The sequence below is a fragment of the Pedobacter africanus genome, assembly GCF_900176535.1.
Taxonomy (GTDB): Bacteria; Bacteroidota; Bacteroidia; order Sphingobacteriales; family Sphingobacteriaceae; genus Pedobacter; species Pedobacter africanus.
On the sequence record NZ_FWXT01000005.1, the window covers coordinates 281,076 to 298,383 of the forward strand.

General features: G+C 42.2%; 19 protein-coding genes and 1 tRNA gene. 7 read left to right on the forward strand and 13 right to left on the reverse strand.

Features of this window, described 5'->3' with window-relative positions; all coding sequences use genetic code 11:
* Nucleotides 1–1,077: a universal stress protein gene (locus B9A91_RS23200; protein ID WP_084241449.1), complete on the reverse strand. Its 1,077-nt coding sequence runs from the start codon at nucleotides 1,075–1,077 to the stop codon at nucleotides 1–3.
* 160 nt (nucleotides 1,078–1,237) lie between these two features.
* Between B9A91_RS23200 and B9A91_RS23205 the strand changes: the two genes are divergently transcribed.
* Nucleotides 1,238–1,939 (forward strand): SMUG2 DNA glycosylase family protein, encoded by a 702-nt coding sequence (locus B9A91_RS23205; RefSeq protein ID WP_084241450.1) that lies wholly within the window; start codon nucleotides 1,238–1,240, stop codon nucleotides 1,937–1,939.
* Nucleotides 1,940–2,001: 62 nt separating this feature from the next.
* Here B9A91_RS23205 and B9A91_RS23210 read toward each other — a convergent pair whose 3' ends face one another.
* The 4 genes from B9A91_RS23210 to B9A91_RS23225 form a co-directional block, all read right to left on the reverse strand.
* On the reverse strand, nucleotides 2,002–2,961 hold the full coding sequence (locus B9A91_RS23210) for a tryptophan 2,3-dioxygenase family protein (protein ID WP_084241451.1): 960 nt from the start codon (nucleotides 2,959–2,961) through the stop codon (nucleotides 2,002–2,004).
* A gap of 33 nt (nucleotides 2,962–2,994) precedes the next feature.
* Entirely contained in the window at nucleotides 2,995–4,281 is a 1,287-nt protein-coding gene (gene kynU, locus B9A91_RS23215) for a kynureninase (RefSeq protein ID WP_084241452.1), read from the reverse strand.
* 293 nt (nucleotides 4,282–4,574) lie between these two features.
* Nucleotides 4,575–4,647: transfer RNA gene (locus B9A91_RS23220), tRNA-Phe, on the reverse strand.
* A gap of 198 nt (nucleotides 4,648–4,845) precedes the next feature.
* Nucleotides 4,846–6,075, reverse strand: coding sequence for a right-handed parallel beta-helix repeat-containing protein (locus tag B9A91_RS23225; RefSeq protein WP_084241453.1), 1,230 nt, complete (start codon nucleotides 6,073–6,075; stop codon nucleotides 4,846–4,848).
* A gap of 187 nt (nucleotides 6,076–6,262) precedes the next feature.
* Here B9A91_RS23225 and B9A91_RS23230 point away from each other — a divergent pair, with 187 nt between their 5' ends.
* From B9A91_RS23230 to B9A91_RS23240, 3 genes are read left to right on the forward strand one after another with little or no spacing between them, the layout of a single operon-like run.
* Nucleotides 6,263–7,540: a 4Fe-4S dicluster domain-containing protein gene (locus B9A91_RS23230; RefSeq protein WP_084241499.1), complete on the forward strand. Its 1,278-nt coding sequence runs from the start codon at nucleotides 6,263–6,265 to the stop codon at nucleotides 7,538–7,540.
* A gap of 29 nt (nucleotides 7,541–7,569) precedes the next feature.
* A complete protein-coding gene (locus B9A91_RS23235) occupies nucleotides 7,570–8,370 on the forward strand; it encodes a (Fe-S)-binding protein (protein WP_084241454.1) in 801 nt (266 codons plus the stop codon).
* Nucleotides 8,360–9,157, forward strand: a complete 798-nt coding sequence (locus B9A91_RS23240) for an MBL fold metallo-hydrolase (RefSeq protein ID WP_084241455.1) — start codon at nucleotides 8,360–8,362, stop codon at nucleotides 9,155–9,157. The genes B9A91_RS23235 and B9A91_RS23240 overlap by 11 nt, the downstream gene beginning before the upstream one ends.
* On the opposite strand, the gene B9A91_RS23245 is transcribed toward B9A91_RS23240, so the two are convergent.
* A complete protein-coding gene (locus B9A91_RS23245; RefSeq protein ID WP_084241456.1) occupies nucleotides 9,123–9,602 on the reverse strand; it encodes a hypothetical protein in 480 nt (159 codons plus the stop codon). The genes B9A91_RS23240 and B9A91_RS23245 overlap by 35 nt on opposite strands.
* A 50-nt stretch (nucleotides 9,603–9,652) precedes the next feature.
* Here B9A91_RS23245 and B9A91_RS23250 point away from each other — a divergent pair, with 50 nt between their 5' ends.
* Complete coding sequence (locus B9A91_RS23250) at nucleotides 9,653–10,132, forward strand: ABC transporter ATPase (RefSeq protein WP_084241457.1); 480 nt, start codon at nucleotides 9,653–9,655, stop codon at nucleotides 10,130–10,132.
* An 18-nt stretch (nucleotides 10,133–10,150) separates the two neighbouring features.
* Here the strand turns inward: B9A91_RS23250 and B9A91_RS23255 are convergent, their stop codons facing one another.
* The 6 genes from B9A91_RS23255 to B9A91_RS23280 all read right to left on the reverse strand — a co-directional run bounded on the left by B9A91_RS23255 (nucleotide 10,151) and on the right by B9A91_RS23280 (nucleotide 13,925).
* Complete coding sequence (locus B9A91_RS23255; protein ID WP_084241458.1) at nucleotides 10,151–11,185, reverse strand: isoaspartyl peptidase/L-asparaginase family protein; 1,035 nt, start codon at nucleotides 11,183–11,185, stop codon at nucleotides 10,151–10,153.
* Between the two features lie 58 nt (nucleotides 11,186–11,243).
* Nucleotides 11,244–11,969, reverse strand: coding sequence for a monofunctional biosynthetic peptidoglycan transglycosylase (gene mtgA, locus B9A91_RS23260; RefSeq protein WP_084241459.1), 726 nt, complete (start codon nucleotides 11,967–11,969; stop codon nucleotides 11,244–11,246).
* An 81-nt stretch (nucleotides 11,970–12,050) separates the two neighbouring features.
* Nucleotides 12,051–12,494 (reverse strand): 50S ribosomal protein L9, encoded by a 444-nt coding sequence (rplI, locus tag B9A91_RS23265; protein WP_084241460.1) that lies wholly within the window; start codon nucleotides 12,492–12,494, stop codon nucleotides 12,051–12,053.
* Nucleotides 12,495–12,504: 10 nt separating this feature from the next.
* The gene (rpsR, locus tag B9A91_RS23270) at nucleotides 12,505–12,768 is read right to left on the reverse strand and encodes a 30S ribosomal protein S18 (RefSeq protein ID WP_012780908.1); all 264 of its coding nucleotides are present in this window, start codon (nucleotides 12,766–12,768) and stop codon (nucleotides 12,505–12,507) included.
* Nucleotides 12,768–13,130, reverse strand: a complete 363-nt coding sequence (gene rpsF / locus B9A91_RS23275; RefSeq protein ID WP_084241461.1) for a 30S ribosomal protein S6 — start codon at nucleotides 13,128–13,130, stop codon at nucleotides 12,768–12,770. The genes rpsR and rpsF overlap by 1 nt, the downstream gene beginning before the upstream one ends.
* Before the next feature lie 201 nt (nucleotides 13,131–13,331).
* The gene (locus B9A91_RS23280; RefSeq protein ID WP_084241462.1) at nucleotides 13,332–13,925 is read right to left on the reverse strand and encodes a T9SS type A sorting domain-containing protein; all 594 of its coding nucleotides are present in this window, start codon (nucleotides 13,923–13,925) and stop codon (nucleotides 13,332–13,334) included.
* Between the two features lie 154 nt (nucleotides 13,926–14,079).
* Between B9A91_RS23280 and B9A91_RS23285 the strand changes: the two genes are divergently transcribed.
* Both B9A91_RS23285 and B9A91_RS23290 read left to right on the forward strand, forming a co-directional pair.
* Complete coding sequence (locus B9A91_RS23285; RefSeq protein ID WP_084241463.1) at nucleotides 14,080–14,943, forward strand: AraC family transcriptional regulator; 864 nt, start codon at nucleotides 14,080–14,082, stop codon at nucleotides 14,941–14,943.
* Between the two features lie 41 nt (nucleotides 14,944–14,984).
* The gene (locus B9A91_RS23290) at nucleotides 14,985–16,835 is read left to right on the forward strand and encodes a DNA polymerase III subunit gamma/tau (protein ID WP_084241464.1); all 1,851 of its coding nucleotides are present in this window, start codon (nucleotides 14,985–14,987) and stop codon (nucleotides 16,833–16,835) included.
* Here the strand turns inward: B9A91_RS23290 and B9A91_RS23295 are convergent.
* The gene (locus B9A91_RS23295) at nucleotides 16,832–17,251 is read right to left on the reverse strand and encodes a hypothetical protein (protein ID WP_084241500.1); all 420 of its coding nucleotides are present in this window, start codon (nucleotides 17,249–17,251) and stop codon (nucleotides 16,832–16,834) included. The genes B9A91_RS23290 and B9A91_RS23295 overlap by 4 nt on opposite strands.
* Nucleotides 17,252–17,308 lie beyond the last annotated feature (57 nt).

Here is a 17,308-nt window from a genome sequence, read left to right on the forward strand (position 1 = left end):
TTATTTGTCTTCCCTGAACAACAACAGGGGAAGATGGGTATGATAAGCGAGTTTCTCGGTCATGCTGCGGTGAAATATCCCCTCAAAAAAGCCGTATTCCCGGGGCACGGTGATCAGTAGCTGTATCTGGTGCTCTTTTGTAAAGTCCATGATCCCTTGCACCAGATCGTCATGATCGGTATAGTGGTATTCTGGATGCTCTTCGTCCCATAAACGGTGCAGGGCTGCCAGTTCATTGATTGTTGCCGGATTAAAGCTGGCCCCATCCCGGGCCACATTTAAAATATACAGCTTAGCATTCAGTTTGTGGATCAGGGTCCTTATGGCTTGCGTAGGCGTAGTTTCGGATACTTTTTTAAGGTCGCATGCAAATACCACACGTTCTATTTTTTCAAATACTGCATTAGCCGGAACAACGAGTAAAGGCACCTTACATTCCTTTGCAACGGTAATGGTATTGCTGCCTATAAATACCCTTTCCAGATTTCCTTTTCCAGTGATGCCCATGATTACCAGCCCCAGTTGCAACTGTTCGGCAAGGATGTTTACCGCAGCCACAAGCGGGCGTTCGTCGGTTCTGACGGTTACAGTAGTTCCGCTGCCGCTAATGGGCAGAATTTCATTTTTCAGTTCTTCCAGTTTTGACAAAGCTTCCTGCTGGAAATCTAACGCCGGGGGCGGTGTTTGCAACGGAATTTCAGTGGCAAGAGGGACAGACATCGAGTGGTAGAGTACGATATTGATGCTGTTGAAGCTGCGTGCCATTGCTGCAGCATATTTAGCTGCATTTGAGGCCGCCAGCGAGAAATCAGTAAGTACCAATATGTTATGGGCAGCATATATCTTTTCAAGGTAGCTGTCGATGGCTTCCTGCATGGCTGCGAAACCTTTTTCCGATATGCTCCTTTGCCCGGCCTGCTCCACCTTCCACTCTCCGGCGGTTAAACGTTGCAGCAGAATAGGATCATGTTCATTGGTCACCATTTCCACTTTAAACCTACGGTGATGGTCGAATGCGGTAACAATAGCATCCAACTCCAGGTTCCCAACTTTAAAGGCTATCGAAAATGTTTCCATGATATTTTTATTAAATTAAATCAAGAGCACATCAACAAGCAGCAGCATACAATAAGTAAACAATCGTGTTTGCAAAAAGTTTCTTAATTACTATGAATAAAAATCTACTTAAATTAACTAAATTACAGCTGAAAAGCCCCAAAAAGAAATATGGCCTGCCATGACATTTGCCGATAAGGTTATCCTGTTTAATCGTAACCTGATCTATACCGGATCTGAGCTGCCCCCGGGTATCCGTATCATGAACCCTTTCAGGGAACATGAACAAACCATGGGCCTGGTAGAAAAATTTTACCACAAATACTATAATGATGAATCTCCACGCTATCTCATTCTGGGGATCAATCCCGGCAGGTTTGGTGCCGGACTTACCGGAATACCGTTTACAGATCCCAAACGGCTCATTACCGAATGCGGTATTCCTTATACAGGCAAACTTTCACACGAACCTTCCTCGGTTTTTATCTATGAAATGATCAAGGCATTTGGTGGGCCGGAAGCTTTTTACAGCCGCTTTTACATCAGTTCACCTTGTCCGCTCGGTTTTACTTCTATAACTCCAGACGGTAAAGAAAAGAATTACAATTATTATGACAGTAAGGCACTGGAAAGCGCAGTCTATGAATTTATGATGGAGAACATCAGGAAGCAAATTGCATTGGGTATTAACACAGAGGCTTGTTTCTGCTTCGGGACCGGAAAAAATGAAAAATTCCTGCGCAGGGTAAATGACAAGTACGGTTTTTTTAAAACACTGGTGCCGCTGGAGCATCCGAGGTTTATTATGCAATACAAAACAGCCGAAAAGCAATTTTATATTGACAAATACCTCAATGCGTTTAACACTGTAAATTGTGCCTGAAAGCAAAAGCCAGGACTTAAAGCCCCTGGCTTCTTAACGATCAGTTTATTGCGGAGAAGAGGTTAAATCCTGTAGTTTTTCAATACATTCATAACCCAGGTTTTACCCCATTCATCAATTTGTACTTCAGTCCAGAGGAAAGGAAAGAAAATCCTTTTCTGAAATCGCGGCGGCAGGTATTTTTGCCAGTTGGTGCCGCCTGTAGCAGCAATATCTGCCGGGTCTTTTTCGAGATAACGGACTGCGGACTTGTAATGCGACAAGGGCCATTCAACGTTAACGAACAGATCCAGTTTGCGCATTTCCTCCTGCAGCGCGGTTACATCCTGGCCTTCTTTTACCAATCTTCTGTACAATGCTGCAAAATTAGTTTCGGTGTTGTCTTTTGCAAGCTGCAGGAATTGCATGGCATATTTGGCAATGAATTGCTGAAGTGTAAGCGTCTGCTTTCCGGTGGACAATTCCGAAGCGCCAAATTTCCAATAGATGTATTCAAACTGTTCTTCAATTGTTGCCCCTGCCAGTTCGTCCCTTTTGCTTTTATCGACCAGCCGGATGAGGTCTGTAGCACTGATCTCGATCATACGGTACTGGCCCGACTGGAAACCACTTGCCGGGAGCAGCGACATCCTGAATTTCAGGAATTGTGATTTGTCCATCCCATCCACCATAATATCGAAAGAAGATACCAAAGCCGTAAAATAGGCATTGATACGCTTTAACCTTTCGGCAAAGAATGCTGCCGTCAATGCGGGATGCCCGCTGATCTGCTTGCATTCATGCAAAGTAAGTTTAAAGTAAAGCTCGGTAATCTGGTGATACATGATGAAGATCTCTTCATCCGGAAATGGGGTTTTGGGGTTCTGAAGACTCAATAGCGTGTCTACGTGTATGTAGTCCCAATAAGTCAGGTAATCTGCATAAAGCAGACCATCCAGATAGGCATTGATGTCTTGTCCCATGGCAGAAAATTTTTCCTGTAGCTGGGAGAGGCGCTCGTTAATTTCTGGTGTGATTTCCATTTCTTAATTTTTTATTTTCAAACTAATGCGATCCTAAATCAGTTCCTTACTGATTTTCAGCAGCTGTTCACCTGTAATAAATACATCTTCAAAACTGTTATACAAGGGCACTGGGCTTAAGCGAATCACGTTTGGTTCACGCCAGTCACCCAGAATATTATTGGCCATCAATGTATTGAAAACCTCCCTGGCTTTTTGCCTGGCCACTATGGAAACCTGGGCACCACGGTCTTCTATGGTGCCAGGTGTGATGATCTGGTACTGTTCTTCGCCTAAGCTTTTATTTACTTCGGCTATCACATAAAAAAGATAAGCGGTGAGTTTTTGGCTTTTCTCTCTTAAAGGTGCTATAAAACCTGCTTTTTCGAAAATACGCAGGGAGGCATAGTATAAGGACATAGGGATTACCTGGGTGCAGCTTACCTGCCAGCCGTCTGCTCCTGCTTCGGGCACAAAACCTTTGGTCATTTTGAAACGTTCCTGCTCCTGGTAGCCCCACCAACCGGCAAACCGGTTAATACGCTCGTCCTGAAAATGTTTTTCATGGACAAATATGGCACTAATACCTCCCGGGCCCGAATTCTGGTATTTATAGGAACACCAGCAGGCAAAATCAACATCCCAGTTGTGGAGCTGCAGGGGCACATTGCCGGCAGCGTGTGCTAGATCGAAACCTACAATTGCACCTGCTGCATGCCCTGCTTTGGTAATTGCAGGCATATCGTACCATTGACCGGTAAAGTAATTGACACCACCAAATAGCACCAGCGCGATTTCATCTCCCTGGCCTGCAATAGCGGCAACGATATCTGCCGTACGCAATGTATGTTCACCTGCTTTTGGTGCTACTTCAATGATGGCCTCCTTAGGATCGTAGCCATGAAAACGTACCTGGCTTTCGATAGCATACTGGTCTGAAGGGAAAGCTCCAGCTTCCATAATGATCTTAAACCGCTTGCCTGATGGCTGGTAAAAGCTTACCATCAACAAGTGCAGATTTACCGTGAGCGTATTCATCGGACACACTTCCTGGGGGCTTGCACCCACAATTGGTGCCATCAGTTTCTTGATTTCCTTATGGTAAAACATCCAGGGGCTTTTGCCTTCAAACCAGCCCTCAACGGCCAGGTTGTGCCAATTGTCGAGCTGCTGCCCGATATGCGACCTTGCGGTTTTGGGCTGCAGGCCCAACGAGTTACCGCATAGATAAATGAAAGGTTTGCCATTTTGTTGTGGAAACAAAAACTCATTTCTGAGTTCGCGGAGTGGATCCTGCTGATCCATATTTCGGGCAAATGCCAGATTATTTTCAAAAATCATTTTAAAAAGATTAATCAAATATGAATTACACCAACTTGCTTGCGCCGGCTGATGCCTGAAATTAAATATGAAGTGTTTTTATTGAAGTAAAATAGGGGTTATTCAGCTGAATGCTGAATTAAGATGGTCTGCTGATGATATTTTTTAGAATATTTACCATTCGTATAATGCTGACGCTAAAGTAATACTAAAACAGGAGTTGAGCAAATCCGGGGTAAGTTAATTTTGACTACGATAATTTATTATAAGGCACAAAAACAAAAAAGCCCTAGATGTCTCTAAGGCTTTTTGCGTGGTATGGGCCGGGATCGAACCGGCGACACATGGATTTTCAGTCCATTGCTCTACCGACTGAGCTACCGTACCATCTTATTTGTTCAACATGATTGCTCATGTTCCCCTCGGTTGGGAGTGCAAATGTAGTGTCTTTTTTTGAACATCAAAATCTTTTTTCAAAATAATTTAAATATATCTGCGCCATCAAATCAAAAGGATTCCGGTTTTACCCGGAATCCTCTAATTAATACACAGGGAATCAATTGATAAGGCTACTCACCTGAAAAATCAATAATTACCGGAATTAGCAATGCCGCTTTTCAACAATAAATAGCCAGCCGCAGTATCGTTGTTGTACACCCCACCACCTGCAGCATTAAAATTCGTTACATTAATGGCTGAAGCCAAGGCATAAATTGTCCCGTTGGGTAATTTATTGGCGGCAATCCGGATGGAATACTCTGAATGGCTGGTATTGTCGCGGTAATACCCAATACCATGGTACATATCACTGGCCGGGGAAGCTATATTGATCTCATTAGCCGAAACGACCACATTGTTGAGATAAGGAAAGGCAGTTCCGCTTAAATATTCGTAGAGCAGAATTCCCGAATCATTCAATATATTGCCTGAGATATTCAGGTTTTGGCCATTCCGGGCTTTGATACTTCCTCCGCTAGCATTTGCGGGCCAGCCCGAAATGGTATTGTTGGTTATGGTAAGCCCGTTGAAGCTATGCGCATACATGCCATGATCGGTTAAACTATCTACGCTGTTCAACACGATATTTCTTTTGACCACATTTCCATCAATTAAAGAGTTACTCTGGCTGTTGTCGTTTATGGCGGTAACGAAATAACCTGTTGTGCCACCATTGCCAAAAGCATTATTGAGGATCTTCGAATTGGTTGTATTCTTTATCCATACACCACGCCCCGGATCGGCTATCCTGTGGCTAAAGACACAATTATTTACCTGGCTCAGATTTGTGTCTTTAAATTCCAGATAGGCATCTTTAAGGTTATTGGTTTTATTGGTGTTGGGTGTCCTTTTTCCGTAATCAAAGATGCAGTATTTAAATACAGTGCTTCCAGCACTTACTATAGAAAAGCGGATATTCCAGAAAGTAATGCCGGAAACAATGCAGTTGCTCATATCTGTGGTATAGTTCATGATTAGCAAGTTTGCCGAACTGCTTGCATCAAAAATAGGGTTGGTACCGGTTTGTTTAATGAGGGATACCCCCGCTTTCATGATGATCTTGCCCGTAATGGAATAAGTACCGGGCTGTACATATACCGTATCTCCGGCTGTAGCTCCGGCAATTACGGCATTAATCTGGGCAAGTGTCATCCCTGTTTCGACCACATGATCGGCTACGGAATTGATCGCTGCCGTTTTTTCTGTGTTAAGCGCTCCTGTTGCAGCATCATTTTCAACAGAATCTTTTTTGCAGCCAAAAGGCAGCAGTAAGGCAAAGGATAATGCCAATGGGAAATGATTAAAATTCATCTTCATTATATTTGGTTTTAAGGTTTAAACCAAGTTCGTTAATGAGAGCTAACACCAAGGGGTCCAGATCAATACTTATAAGGGCATAAATCGGTTTTATTTAAATCCCTTCTAAATTTTTAATTTTATGCATGCATAACAATTTGTTTTGCTCTAAATACTTTAACTTAGCGACACGATAAGAGATATGCAAATGGTGTCACAAATCATATTTATAGTCATTACACTGGCTGCAGTACTGCTGTTCAGTTATAACTTGAAAAAAGTTATCCGTAACATTCGCCTGGGAAGACCCGCAAACAGGTCAGATCAACCCCAGAAAAGATGGATGACAATGCTTAAGGTAGCATTTGGTCAAACGAAAATGTTTTTCAGGCCAATTCCCGCCTTTCTGCATCTTATTGTATATGCAGGCTTTGTTATTATCAATATCGAAGTATTGGAGATCATGATAGATGGCATCTTTGGTACCCACAGGGTATTTGGCGGTCTTGGTGCATTTTACGACTTCCTTATAGGCTCATTTGAAGTCCTTGCTCTGGGTGTATGGCTTGCCTGTGCTATCTTTTTGGTCAGGAGAAATGTGCTTAAATTGAAAAGGTTTAGCGGTGTAGAGATGAAAAGCTGGCCAAGGTCTGATGCCAATTACATCCTCATTACTGAAATCCTGTTGATGACCGCTTTTCTGACCATGAATGCCGCAGACGCAAAATTGCAAGCCATGGGTGCCGGGCATTATACCGCTGCTGGAGCTTTTCCTGTAAGCCAGTTTTTACAGAACCTTCTGCCCAATACAGAGACAGCCTTGCTTGCCATTGAAAGAGGTTGCTGGTGGTTCCATATCATCGGCATTTTTGCTTTTTTAAACTACCTGCCCTATTCCAAGCATTTTCACATTATGTTCGCTTTTCCAAACACCTATTTTTCGAACCTGGAACCTAAAGGCGAGTTCAGCAACATGCAAAGTGTAACCAATGAAGTTAAAGCCATGCTTGATCCATCCTTTACGCCGCCCGATGCTGCTGCCGGGCGTTTTGGAGCAAAAGATGTAAACGATTTAACATGGGTTAACCTGATGAACGCCTATACCTGTACAGAATGCGGTAGATGTACCTCGGTTTGTCCTGCCAATATTACGGGAAAGTTGCTTTCGCCACGTAAGATTATGATGGATACCCGTGACAGAATGGAGGAGGTTGGGAAGAACGGGCTTGACGACGGCAAATCTTTAATCGACTCGTACATTAGCCGGGAAGAGATCTGGGCCTGTACCAGCTGTAACGCCTGCACACAAGCCTGCCCCATCAACATTGATCCGCTGGCCATTATTACCGAATTGCGGCGTTATGCAGTGATGGAGGAATCCCAGTCGCCCGCCAGCATCAACGCCATGCTGGGCAACATTGAAAATAACGGGGCTCCCTGGAAATATTCACCGGCCGACAGGCTCAACTGGGCCAAAGAAAGTTAATAGAATTATTTTACCATATAGCTTTAAACATGAGCGCGCAATTAAACTTTGAAGTGCCAACAATGGCAGAAATGATAGCCAAAGGCGAAGAACCTGAGATCTTATTTTGGGTAGGCTGCGCCGGGAGTTATGATGAAAGGGCACAAAAAACCACACGCGACATCTGTAAGATATTACATCATGTAGGTTTAAAATATGCAGTACTTGGCACCGAAGAAAGCTGTACAGGCGATCCTGCAAAACGCGCAGGGAATGAATTCCTGTTCCAAATGCAGGCCATGACCAATATCGAGGTGCTAAATGCTTACAACATAAAAAAAATAGTGACGGGCTGCCCGCACTGTTTCAACACCATAAAAAATGAATATCCTGGATTGGGTGGCAACTATGAAGTTATCCACCATACACAGCTGATCCAGCAACTGATTAACGAAGGTAAACTGAAAGCCGAAGGCGGAGAAAGCTTTAAAGGCAAAAAGATCACCTATCATGATCCTTGCTACCTGGGCCGTGGCAACGATGTATATGAAGCGCCGCGTGCAGCGCTTGAAGCCCTTGACGCGCAACTAGTAGAAATGAAACGCTGCAAATCAAACGGCTTATGCTGTGGTGCCGGCGGCGCGCAAATGTTTAAAGAGCCTGAGAAAGGCAACAAGGACATCAATATCGAAAGAATTGAAGAGGCCCTGGAGACGCAGCCACAAGTAATTGCAGCATCCTGCCCTTTTTGTATGACTATGCTTAGGGATGGGGTAAAAATGAAAGAGCAGGAACAGCATATACAGGTGTTGGACATCGCAGAAATTACTGTAAAAGCAAATGGATTGTAAACATCTCTTTATCGCATCTTTGAATTCCGGCAGCAACGGAAATTGCTATTATGTTGGGAACAACGAGGAAGCGATATTGGTTGATGCAGGCATTTCATGCAGGGAAACTGAAAGAAGAATGCTTCGCATAGGATTGTCTATGCAAAAGGTAAAAGCGATATTCATTTCTCATGAACATACAGACCATATTAAAGGCTTATGTACGCTTTCAGCCAAATACAATCTCCCGGTTTACATTAGTGTAGGTACTTTAGCAGCCTGCCGTTTCAGCATCAGACAAGATCTGATCAGGCATCTACACAACAATGAAACCATACAAATTGGCAGTTTAAGTGTGACCGGCTTTCTTAAAATACATGATGCATCAGACCCCTACAGCTTTGTAATTAACCATGGGGAAACCAAAGTTGGTGTATTTACAGATATAGGTGAGGCCTGTGAACAGCTTGTATACCATTTCAGGCAGTGTCATGCTGCTTTCCTGGAAGCCAATTATGACGATGCTCTTCTGGAAAAAAGTGCTTATCCTTACTTCCTTAAAAGACGAATTAGCGGAGGCAGGGGCCACCTATCCAATAAAAAAGCATTGGAACTCTTCAGCACTTTCAAACCTGCATTTATGAGCCATTTACTGCTCTCCCATTTATCTAAAGATAACAATTGCCCCAATCTGGTGGCGGAACTGTTTACACAGCATGCCAATGGCACGGAAATCATTGTTGCCTCGAGAGATGAAGAAACACAGGTTTATACTATTTTTGAACCAGCAGCTGTGCATTCATTTTAAGCAGCCGCTCTGAGAGATCAGAAAGGTCTTGGGGTTCTATATTTTTTAAAGGAATAACCATATAAGTGGCCATACTGTCTACATCCCCGCCATCTTTGTCTTTATAGGTTTGTACAATTACGTCCTCGCCCTTGGTCCGAAGGTATAACTTGCCATTCTTGTCTGTACCATAATAGTCCAAAGCCCTAAATTTAACCAGATTGAATGAAAAATACTCTACTTTTCCGCTGGTAAAGTAACGTTTATACCTACAGAAGCCCGTGTTGGTAACATTTAATTCATAACGTTTAATTTGCTGATCTTCCTGTCCATTATCATAGTGTTCTGCAAGCTTTTTTTGAATATAAGCTGTCTGCTCGTCCAAAATTTCTGTACTAAATGCCATAAAAACCAGACAAAGCAGCAAAAGCAGGGACATTTTTAAGCTTAATGTAAACTTATTCATCACGTTAATAATTTAGCAGCATTAATTTAAATAAATTCCTAAATTTGAGTATGAGTTTTTCTCCACAATCTAAAATATGGATATACCAAAGTAACCGAGCGTTCACAAACGCTGAGGTAATAGCTATTCAACAGAAATTAGATGCCTTTACCTCGCAGTGGAAAGCCCACGGCCATCAGTTGAAGGCTAAAGCTGAAATATTGCATAGCTTTTTTATTGTATTTACCGTTGATGAAGCAGCCGCAGGCGTAACCGGGTGTTCTATTGATTCTTCTGTTCGAGTAATCAAGGAAATTGAAAAGGAGTACAATGTAGATCTGTTTGACAGGTTTAATATTGCTTATAAAGTTGGGGACAAAGTTGTTGTAACCAACAAAGAAGACTTTGAAACGCTGGTAAACATTAAAGCAGTTGGCCCTAAGACCATTGTTTTCAATAATCTGGTGCAAACCCGGGAAGAATTTGAGAACAAATGGGAAATGCCATTTGAACAAAGCTGGCATAGTAAGGTGTTTGCACACCTGCTGTAAGCTCCAACCGGCAGCAACCTATTTATAGATTTCAACTTCTATTTTACCATTTTCTGTAACCGATCCCCGGTACATACCAGCTGTATTAAAAGGCATAGCTATCCGGCCATTTTTGTCCAAAGCAATAATTCCTCCTTCTCCACCGAGCTTAGCCACCTTCTCTAATGCAAGCGCTGAGGCCTCAGCAACTGAAAGCCCCTTGTACTCCATCATTGCCGATACGTCGTGTGCTACTACACTTCTGATATAAAACTCTCCCCAGCCTGTACAGGAAATTGCGGCAGTTAGGTTATTCGCATAGGTACCAGCCCCAATGATGGGAGAATCGCCTACCCTGCCATATTTTTTATTGGTCATTCCTCCGGTAGAAGTTCCCGCAGCAAGATTTCCCATTTTATCCAAAGCCACCGCTCCTACTGTCCCAAACTTATTGTCCTTATAGGCGGCAACTTCTGTTCGTTGTGATTTTTTATTTCCATGGTCCAACACAGCTTTTGTAGAATCTTCTTTCAATGCCTTCTGTAAACCTTCCCAGCGTTCCCTGGTATAAAAATAAGCAGGGTCTACCAGCTCCAGGTTACATTGCCTTGCAAATTTTTCAGCACCAAGACCAATCATCATCACATGCGATGACTTTTCCATCACTGCTCTTGCAGCACTGATCGGATTACGAATCGTTGTAACACCCGCGATTGCCCCAGCTCCAAGGGTTTTCCCATCCATTATTGCGGCATCCAATTCATTTCTACCATCATGGGTAAAAACAGCTCCTTTGCCTGCATTAAACAGGGGTGAGTCTTCCAATACCCGAATGGCTGCTTCGACTGCATCCAGGCTTGTTTTTCCGCCTCTTATAACTTCATACCCTTTTTGCAGGGCTTTGGTTAACTGGGTCACATAAGCTGCCTCTTTTGCCGGATCCATATTCTTTTTAAGGATGGTACCCGCGCCTCCATGTATCACCAGTATATATTTATTTTTTTGCTGATCTTGTGCCATAGCCGTTCCACAAATGAAAAAAATGAAAATCAGTATGACTATTTTAGCTTTCATTTTTAAATGAGATTTATTCTTCCCGCTCAGGATTAAATATAAGTTTTTTTTGCTCCCGCTAAAAATCGAGTGGGCCTAGCCTTCTCATGTTCTTCAGGATCAGGTACTGACGGTGCTTGATATAACGTGTTGGCTTCTTAGGAGTCCATCTTCTCGGGTTTGGGAAACAAGCGGCAATCAGTGCAGCCTGTGAACGTGTCAATTTAGAACATGATTTACCGAAATAAGCCTGGGCAGCGGCCTCTGCACCATAAATTCCATCCCCCATTTCAATCACATTGAGGTAAACCTCCAAAATGCGTTCTTTGCTCCAAAGTAGTTCTATCAGCAGGGTAAAATAGGCTTCAAAACCTTTCCTGATCCAGGAACGACCCGGCCATAAAAACACATTTTTAGCAGTTTGTTGTGAAATAGTGCTGCCGCCTTTTATCTTTTTCCCTTTTTTATTGGTTTCAAAAGCTTTTTCTATGGCTTTCACATCAAAACCGATGTGTTTCAGGAAAAGCTGGTCTTCCGCCGAAACAGCGGCCCGTTTCATGTTATCGGACATATCTTCAAAATCGACCCAGGCTTTATCCATCCTGGCAGACTTACCATCCGCCTTACGTTCTATATTCCGTAATATCATCAGCAAAGTGATGGGTGGATTGATAAAGCGATAAGCCAGCACCCAGAGCACGCTAACCAAGAGAAACCAGATAAATACCCTGGTTACAACAGACATTATTTTTTTAAACAGAGAGGGGCCGGCCTTCCTTTTAGTGGTCCGTTTACGTTTCGACATCGGCGCAAAGATAATAAAGATGATGGTCAAAAAAAAAGCGCCCCGGTTAAATGGGGCGCTTTTTATATCCGTTAAAAAAGCCTATTCAGCTACAACTTCGAAAGGAACTTTAACTTTCACTTCTTTGTGCAAGTTCAAGTTAGCTACATATTCGCCAACAAATTTAGGTTCAGTTTCGAAAGTGATACGGCGACGGTCAACATCAAAACCTTTTTGTTTCAATGCATCAGCAATCATAATGGTATTTACAGCACCAAAAATTTTACCTGTCTCACCAGCTTTAGCACCGATAGATAATTTAACCTCAGTTAAACGCTCAGCAATGCCTTCTGCATCTTTCTTAATTTTATCTTGTTTAAAAGCAGCTTGTTTTAAGTTTTCTGCTAATACTTTTTTAGCTGAAGGAGTAGCCAGCTCACCAAATCCCTGAGGGATTAAGTAGTTACGGCCATATCCTGGCTTTACAGTAACGATATCGTCTTTTTCCCCTAGGGATTTGATATCTTGCTTTAAAATAATTTCCATCTCTCAGCTCCTATTTTAATTGGTCAGCAACAAAAGGTAACAAACCAATGTGACGTGCACGCTTTACCGCCTGAGCCACTTTACGTTGAAATTTCAATGAAGTACCGGTTAAACGGCGAGGTAAAATCTTACCCTGGTCATTGATGAATTTTAACAGGAAGTTTGCGTCTTTGTAATCAATGTATTTAATCCCGTTTTTTCTGAAACGACAATATTTTTTTCTGTTATCGTCCACTTTTGGAGCAGTAACATATTGTATTTGATCTTTAGCCATTATCCTGCAACCTCCTCTTTCTTAGGTTTTTTGTTAAAAGCACCACTACGTTTTTTCTCATTATATGCAACCGCATGACGGTCTAATCTAATGGTAAGGAAACGCAATACACGCTCATCGCGCTTCAGCTCCAACTCCAACTTGTTAATTAATTCACCTGAAGATTTGTATTCTGTTAGGTGGAAAAATCCGCTTGCTTTTTTTTCAATCGGATACGCTAATTTTCTCAAACCCCAATTGTCCTCTTGAACAATTTCGGCTCCGCTGTCAGCGATGATTTTGCTGAATTTGGCTATTGCCTCTTTCGCTACTTCTTCTGACAACAACGGGGTTAGAACGATAACAGTTTCGTACTGATTCATTGTTATTTATTTGTTTTTTTAATTTATCCGCCTGAAACGCTCCCAAGCGGGCTGCAAAAATAAGAATAATTTTCTAATAATCAAATGTTTTAGTGCTTACAAAAGCACAGGCATCGAACATGTAGTTCCTGCTGCCGGCAGGCCACAAATAAAAAAGGATTGTCTCCCAGAGACAATCCCGCAAAAACATTTCTTTTCTGACTAATACATTTGAACCGTTTCCCTGGATTCCTGTCTCTCAGATTTCACAACAAATGTCAATTCCGTTGCAAAAACCCTGTCAACATTAAATCTTTTGGGTGTTTTGAGTCCATTGTCAAATACCTTGTTGTACAAAGGCTCGTTATACCTGTCCAGGATCTGAACTTCTACCGGACCTGCGGGGGCATTTTTCAGATCTAAAGTGATCACGCCTTCTTCTCTGGTTAAAACCGGCTTAAACCGCTCTTCAACCACCGGTTCAGAAACCTTCGCCTGTGCGTTTTCAATAATAACTTTATACTCCGCGGCCTTCAATTCGCTTACAAGCTTAAATGTATAGGTTCCGTCAGGAAGCTCCCTCAGGTTGTAAGTCCTGGTAGAAGTATTCTTCGTTTTGATGTTCTGTGTATACAGCAAATCACCATTTGCACTATAGATAGATAAATCAATAACCTGCGGCCCATCAATAAGAAAAGCAACTGACTTCTCGTTTACATTTTTAACTTTTACCGAAAAATCAATATCTTTTGCTTGCAAAGCAGAGAAATTAAATACCAAAAATGCAGCAATCCCAATTTTTAATAAATTTTTCATGATTAAAATGTTTAAAATTTAACAATTTCTTTATGCAACAAAATTAATCCGGATAAGACTGGTAATTGACTACTACATTCTCTGATTTATATGCTATATTAACAGCAAAAACATTTAATACTCAGCAAATTCAAATTTCAAGACAAAAAAGTACATGAAACCAACTTTCGAAATTATTGAACCCTCTTTTGGAAGCTCGTTTTATTATTCAAAATATGCAAGGGCACTCAACAACAAGGCACATTTATGGCATTACCACCCCGAAATTGAAATGGTATTTGTAAACGGAGGAAGCGGAAAGCGGCAGATTGGCAGTCATTTATCTTATTATACAGATGGAGACCTTATCCTGATTGGCAGCAATTTACCCCATTGCGGTTTTACAGATACCCATACCGGAAACAAAACGGAAACGGTAATTCAAATGCGGCCTGGATTCCTGGGTCATGACTTTTTAGACCTGCAGGAAACCAGGGGTATTACTGATTTGTTTAACAAAGCCAAGGGCGGCATTGCCTTTGGCGCTGAAACAAAAGCCAAGGTAGGCGGACACATTGAAAATATGAACGACCAGCAACCTTTTGAGCGACTCCTGAGCTTATTACAGGTTTTAAAAGAACTGGAAAAAGCAGCCGACTATAAAATTTTAAATGCTTTGGGTTTCTCAATGGAAATGCAGGTTCAGGACAATGACAGGATCAGTATGGTTTTTAACTATATCAAAGATCATTTTCAGGAAGAGATCAACCTGCCTGCCGTAGCTGAAATGGCTAACATGACAGTGCCTTCTTTTTGCAGGTATTTTAAAAAGATCACCAAAAAAACATTTACTCATTTTGTAAATGAGTACCGTATCGTACACGCTTCTAAACTTCTGGCCGAAAAACAAACCAGTATTGCAAATATTTGCTATGAAAGCGGCTTTAACAACTTTAGCCATTTCAATAAACTGTTTAAAGAATTTAATGGCAAAAGTGCTTCGCAGTACAGAAAGGAATTTTCAACATTCCATTCTTAACGCCTCCCAAGCTCAACAAAAATTCCTATTTTCGTTGCCGAATGGAAAACTTTATAGTATCGGCCCGTAAATACCGCCCGGCAACGTTTGAAACCGTTGTTGGTCAGCAGCACATTACCGGCACTTTAAAAAATGCTATTAAGAATAACCAGCTGGCACAGGCCTTCCTGTTTTGTGGTCCAAGAGGTGTAGGTAAAACAACCTGCGCACGCATCCTGGCAAAAACCATTAACTGTACCAGTTTAACACCCGATCAGGAAGCATGCGGGACCTGCGAATCCTGCGTTTCCTTTCAAACCGGCCACTCTTTTAACTTTCATGAGCTTGACGCAGCGTCAAACAACTCTGTAGATGATATCCGAAGCCTGATTGAGCAGGTACGTATACCACCACAGGCAGGTAAATATAAAATATACATCATTGATGAGGTGCACATGTTATCTGCAAATGCATTCAATGCATTCCTGAAAACACTGGAAGAACCGCCATCCTATGCTATTTTTATATTAGCCACCACAGAAAAACATAAAATACTACCAACTATATTGTCGCGCTGCCAGATTTTTGATTTTAACAGGATCCAGGTAGAAGATATAGCAGGCCACCTCCACAAGATTGCGCAACGCGAAAACATTTCGGTAGAAGCCGATGGGCTGCACATCATTGCCCAGAAAGCAGATGGGGGCTTAAGAGATGCCCTTTCCATGTTTGACCAGATTGTAAGTTATACGAATAAAAATTTGACCTACAAATCGGTAATCGACAACCTGAATATCCTGGATTACGATTATTATTTCAAACTTACCCAATACCTGGTAACAACCGATGTAAGCAATGCACTGATCTTGTTTGATGAAATCCTGAATAACGGATTTGATGGCAACAATTTTATCAACGGACTGGCAAGCCATCTTCGTAATTTACTGGTAGCGAAAGACCCTCAGACTACCAAACTACTGGAAGTCAGCGAAAACATCAAACAAAAGTACATCAGCCAAAGTCTGCAAACCCCGGTTTCGTTTATACTTACTGCACTAAATCTGGCCAACCAGTGTGACCTGAGCTACAAAAACAGTAAAAATCAACGCCTGCAGGTAGAAATGGCACTGATCAAAATGTGCCACATCCCTTCGGTGCTTCAACTAGCCAATACCGCGACTGACCCAGATCAGATTAAAAAAAAAACTAATATAAGTCCGGTTCAGCCTGCCTTTACTACGCCGGCAACGCCAAAAACAGAAAGTCATATAACTCCAACTGCAGCACCCGCACCAGCGGTTATAACATCTTCCATAGCGCTTACAAGCCCCTCCGCTACTCCGGAAAAGCAAATTGCAAGCCCTTCGGCAAGTATTCCTTTACCAAAAAAAACACCTCCTCCTTCCAATAAAATCGTATTAAACCCGGCAACAGCAGCTCAGCAGAATAAAACAGCAATGCTCATCCCCTCATTAAACGGCATTCAGAATAAGGCTGAAGGAGAAGATGGCAATGAGCCCAAATACATTACGGGCAGTGATCGCGAAGCTTTTACAAATGAACAACTGCAATTTTACTGGAAGCAGTATACAGACATTGTTAAAAACGCCAACAGGATAAACGTTTATACCTTGATGAGCACGTCGACACCTATCCTGGAAAGTCAGGAAGAAATTATGGTACATGTAGAGCATAAGCTACAGGAAGATCTGCTCCAGGATGAAATGATAGACCTGCTGAACTTTTTAAGGCCAAGATTAAGGAATTTCAGCATATATATCAAGTCTAAGCAGGTAGTGAAAGAGGTAGTAAACCGCTTATATACCAGCACCGAAAAGTACCAATACCTGGTGGAGAAAAACCCAAAATTAGAGGAAATGCGCAGAAAGTTCAACCTCGATGTAAATCCTTAATATACCGGTTTATCATTTATCGGGTAGCCCTCTTCATCAAGGTCATCGCGGTCGTCCTCCGGCGTGCGCGCCAAAATCTCGTCTTCCGGGCTCAATTGTACACTCTCGCCGTTGTCTATCCGCATTCCGGCGCCTTCAAGGCGTTCATTCATTTCTTTGCCGTTGTCATACTCGGTACCGATATAAGGATTAGATTCATCGTAGGTCGAGATACTGTCTTCTCCATTAGGGGCTGAGGTATCATAGGGCAGCGGATGATCATAATCATCATCTTTCCCCTTTACATCAAATTCAAAACTGTTTTTGTCTTTATCGTACGATAAATTATCAAAATCTTTGGTCTCGCCCAAATTCATTGGGTGAAGTTTGTCGGTTGCTTTTTTCGCTCCCGGATCATTATTTTGGCCCGTCATCATATTCGTAAGTTTTGTATTAACATAACGCAAAAAAAAACTTAAATGTTTTGGAAAAAT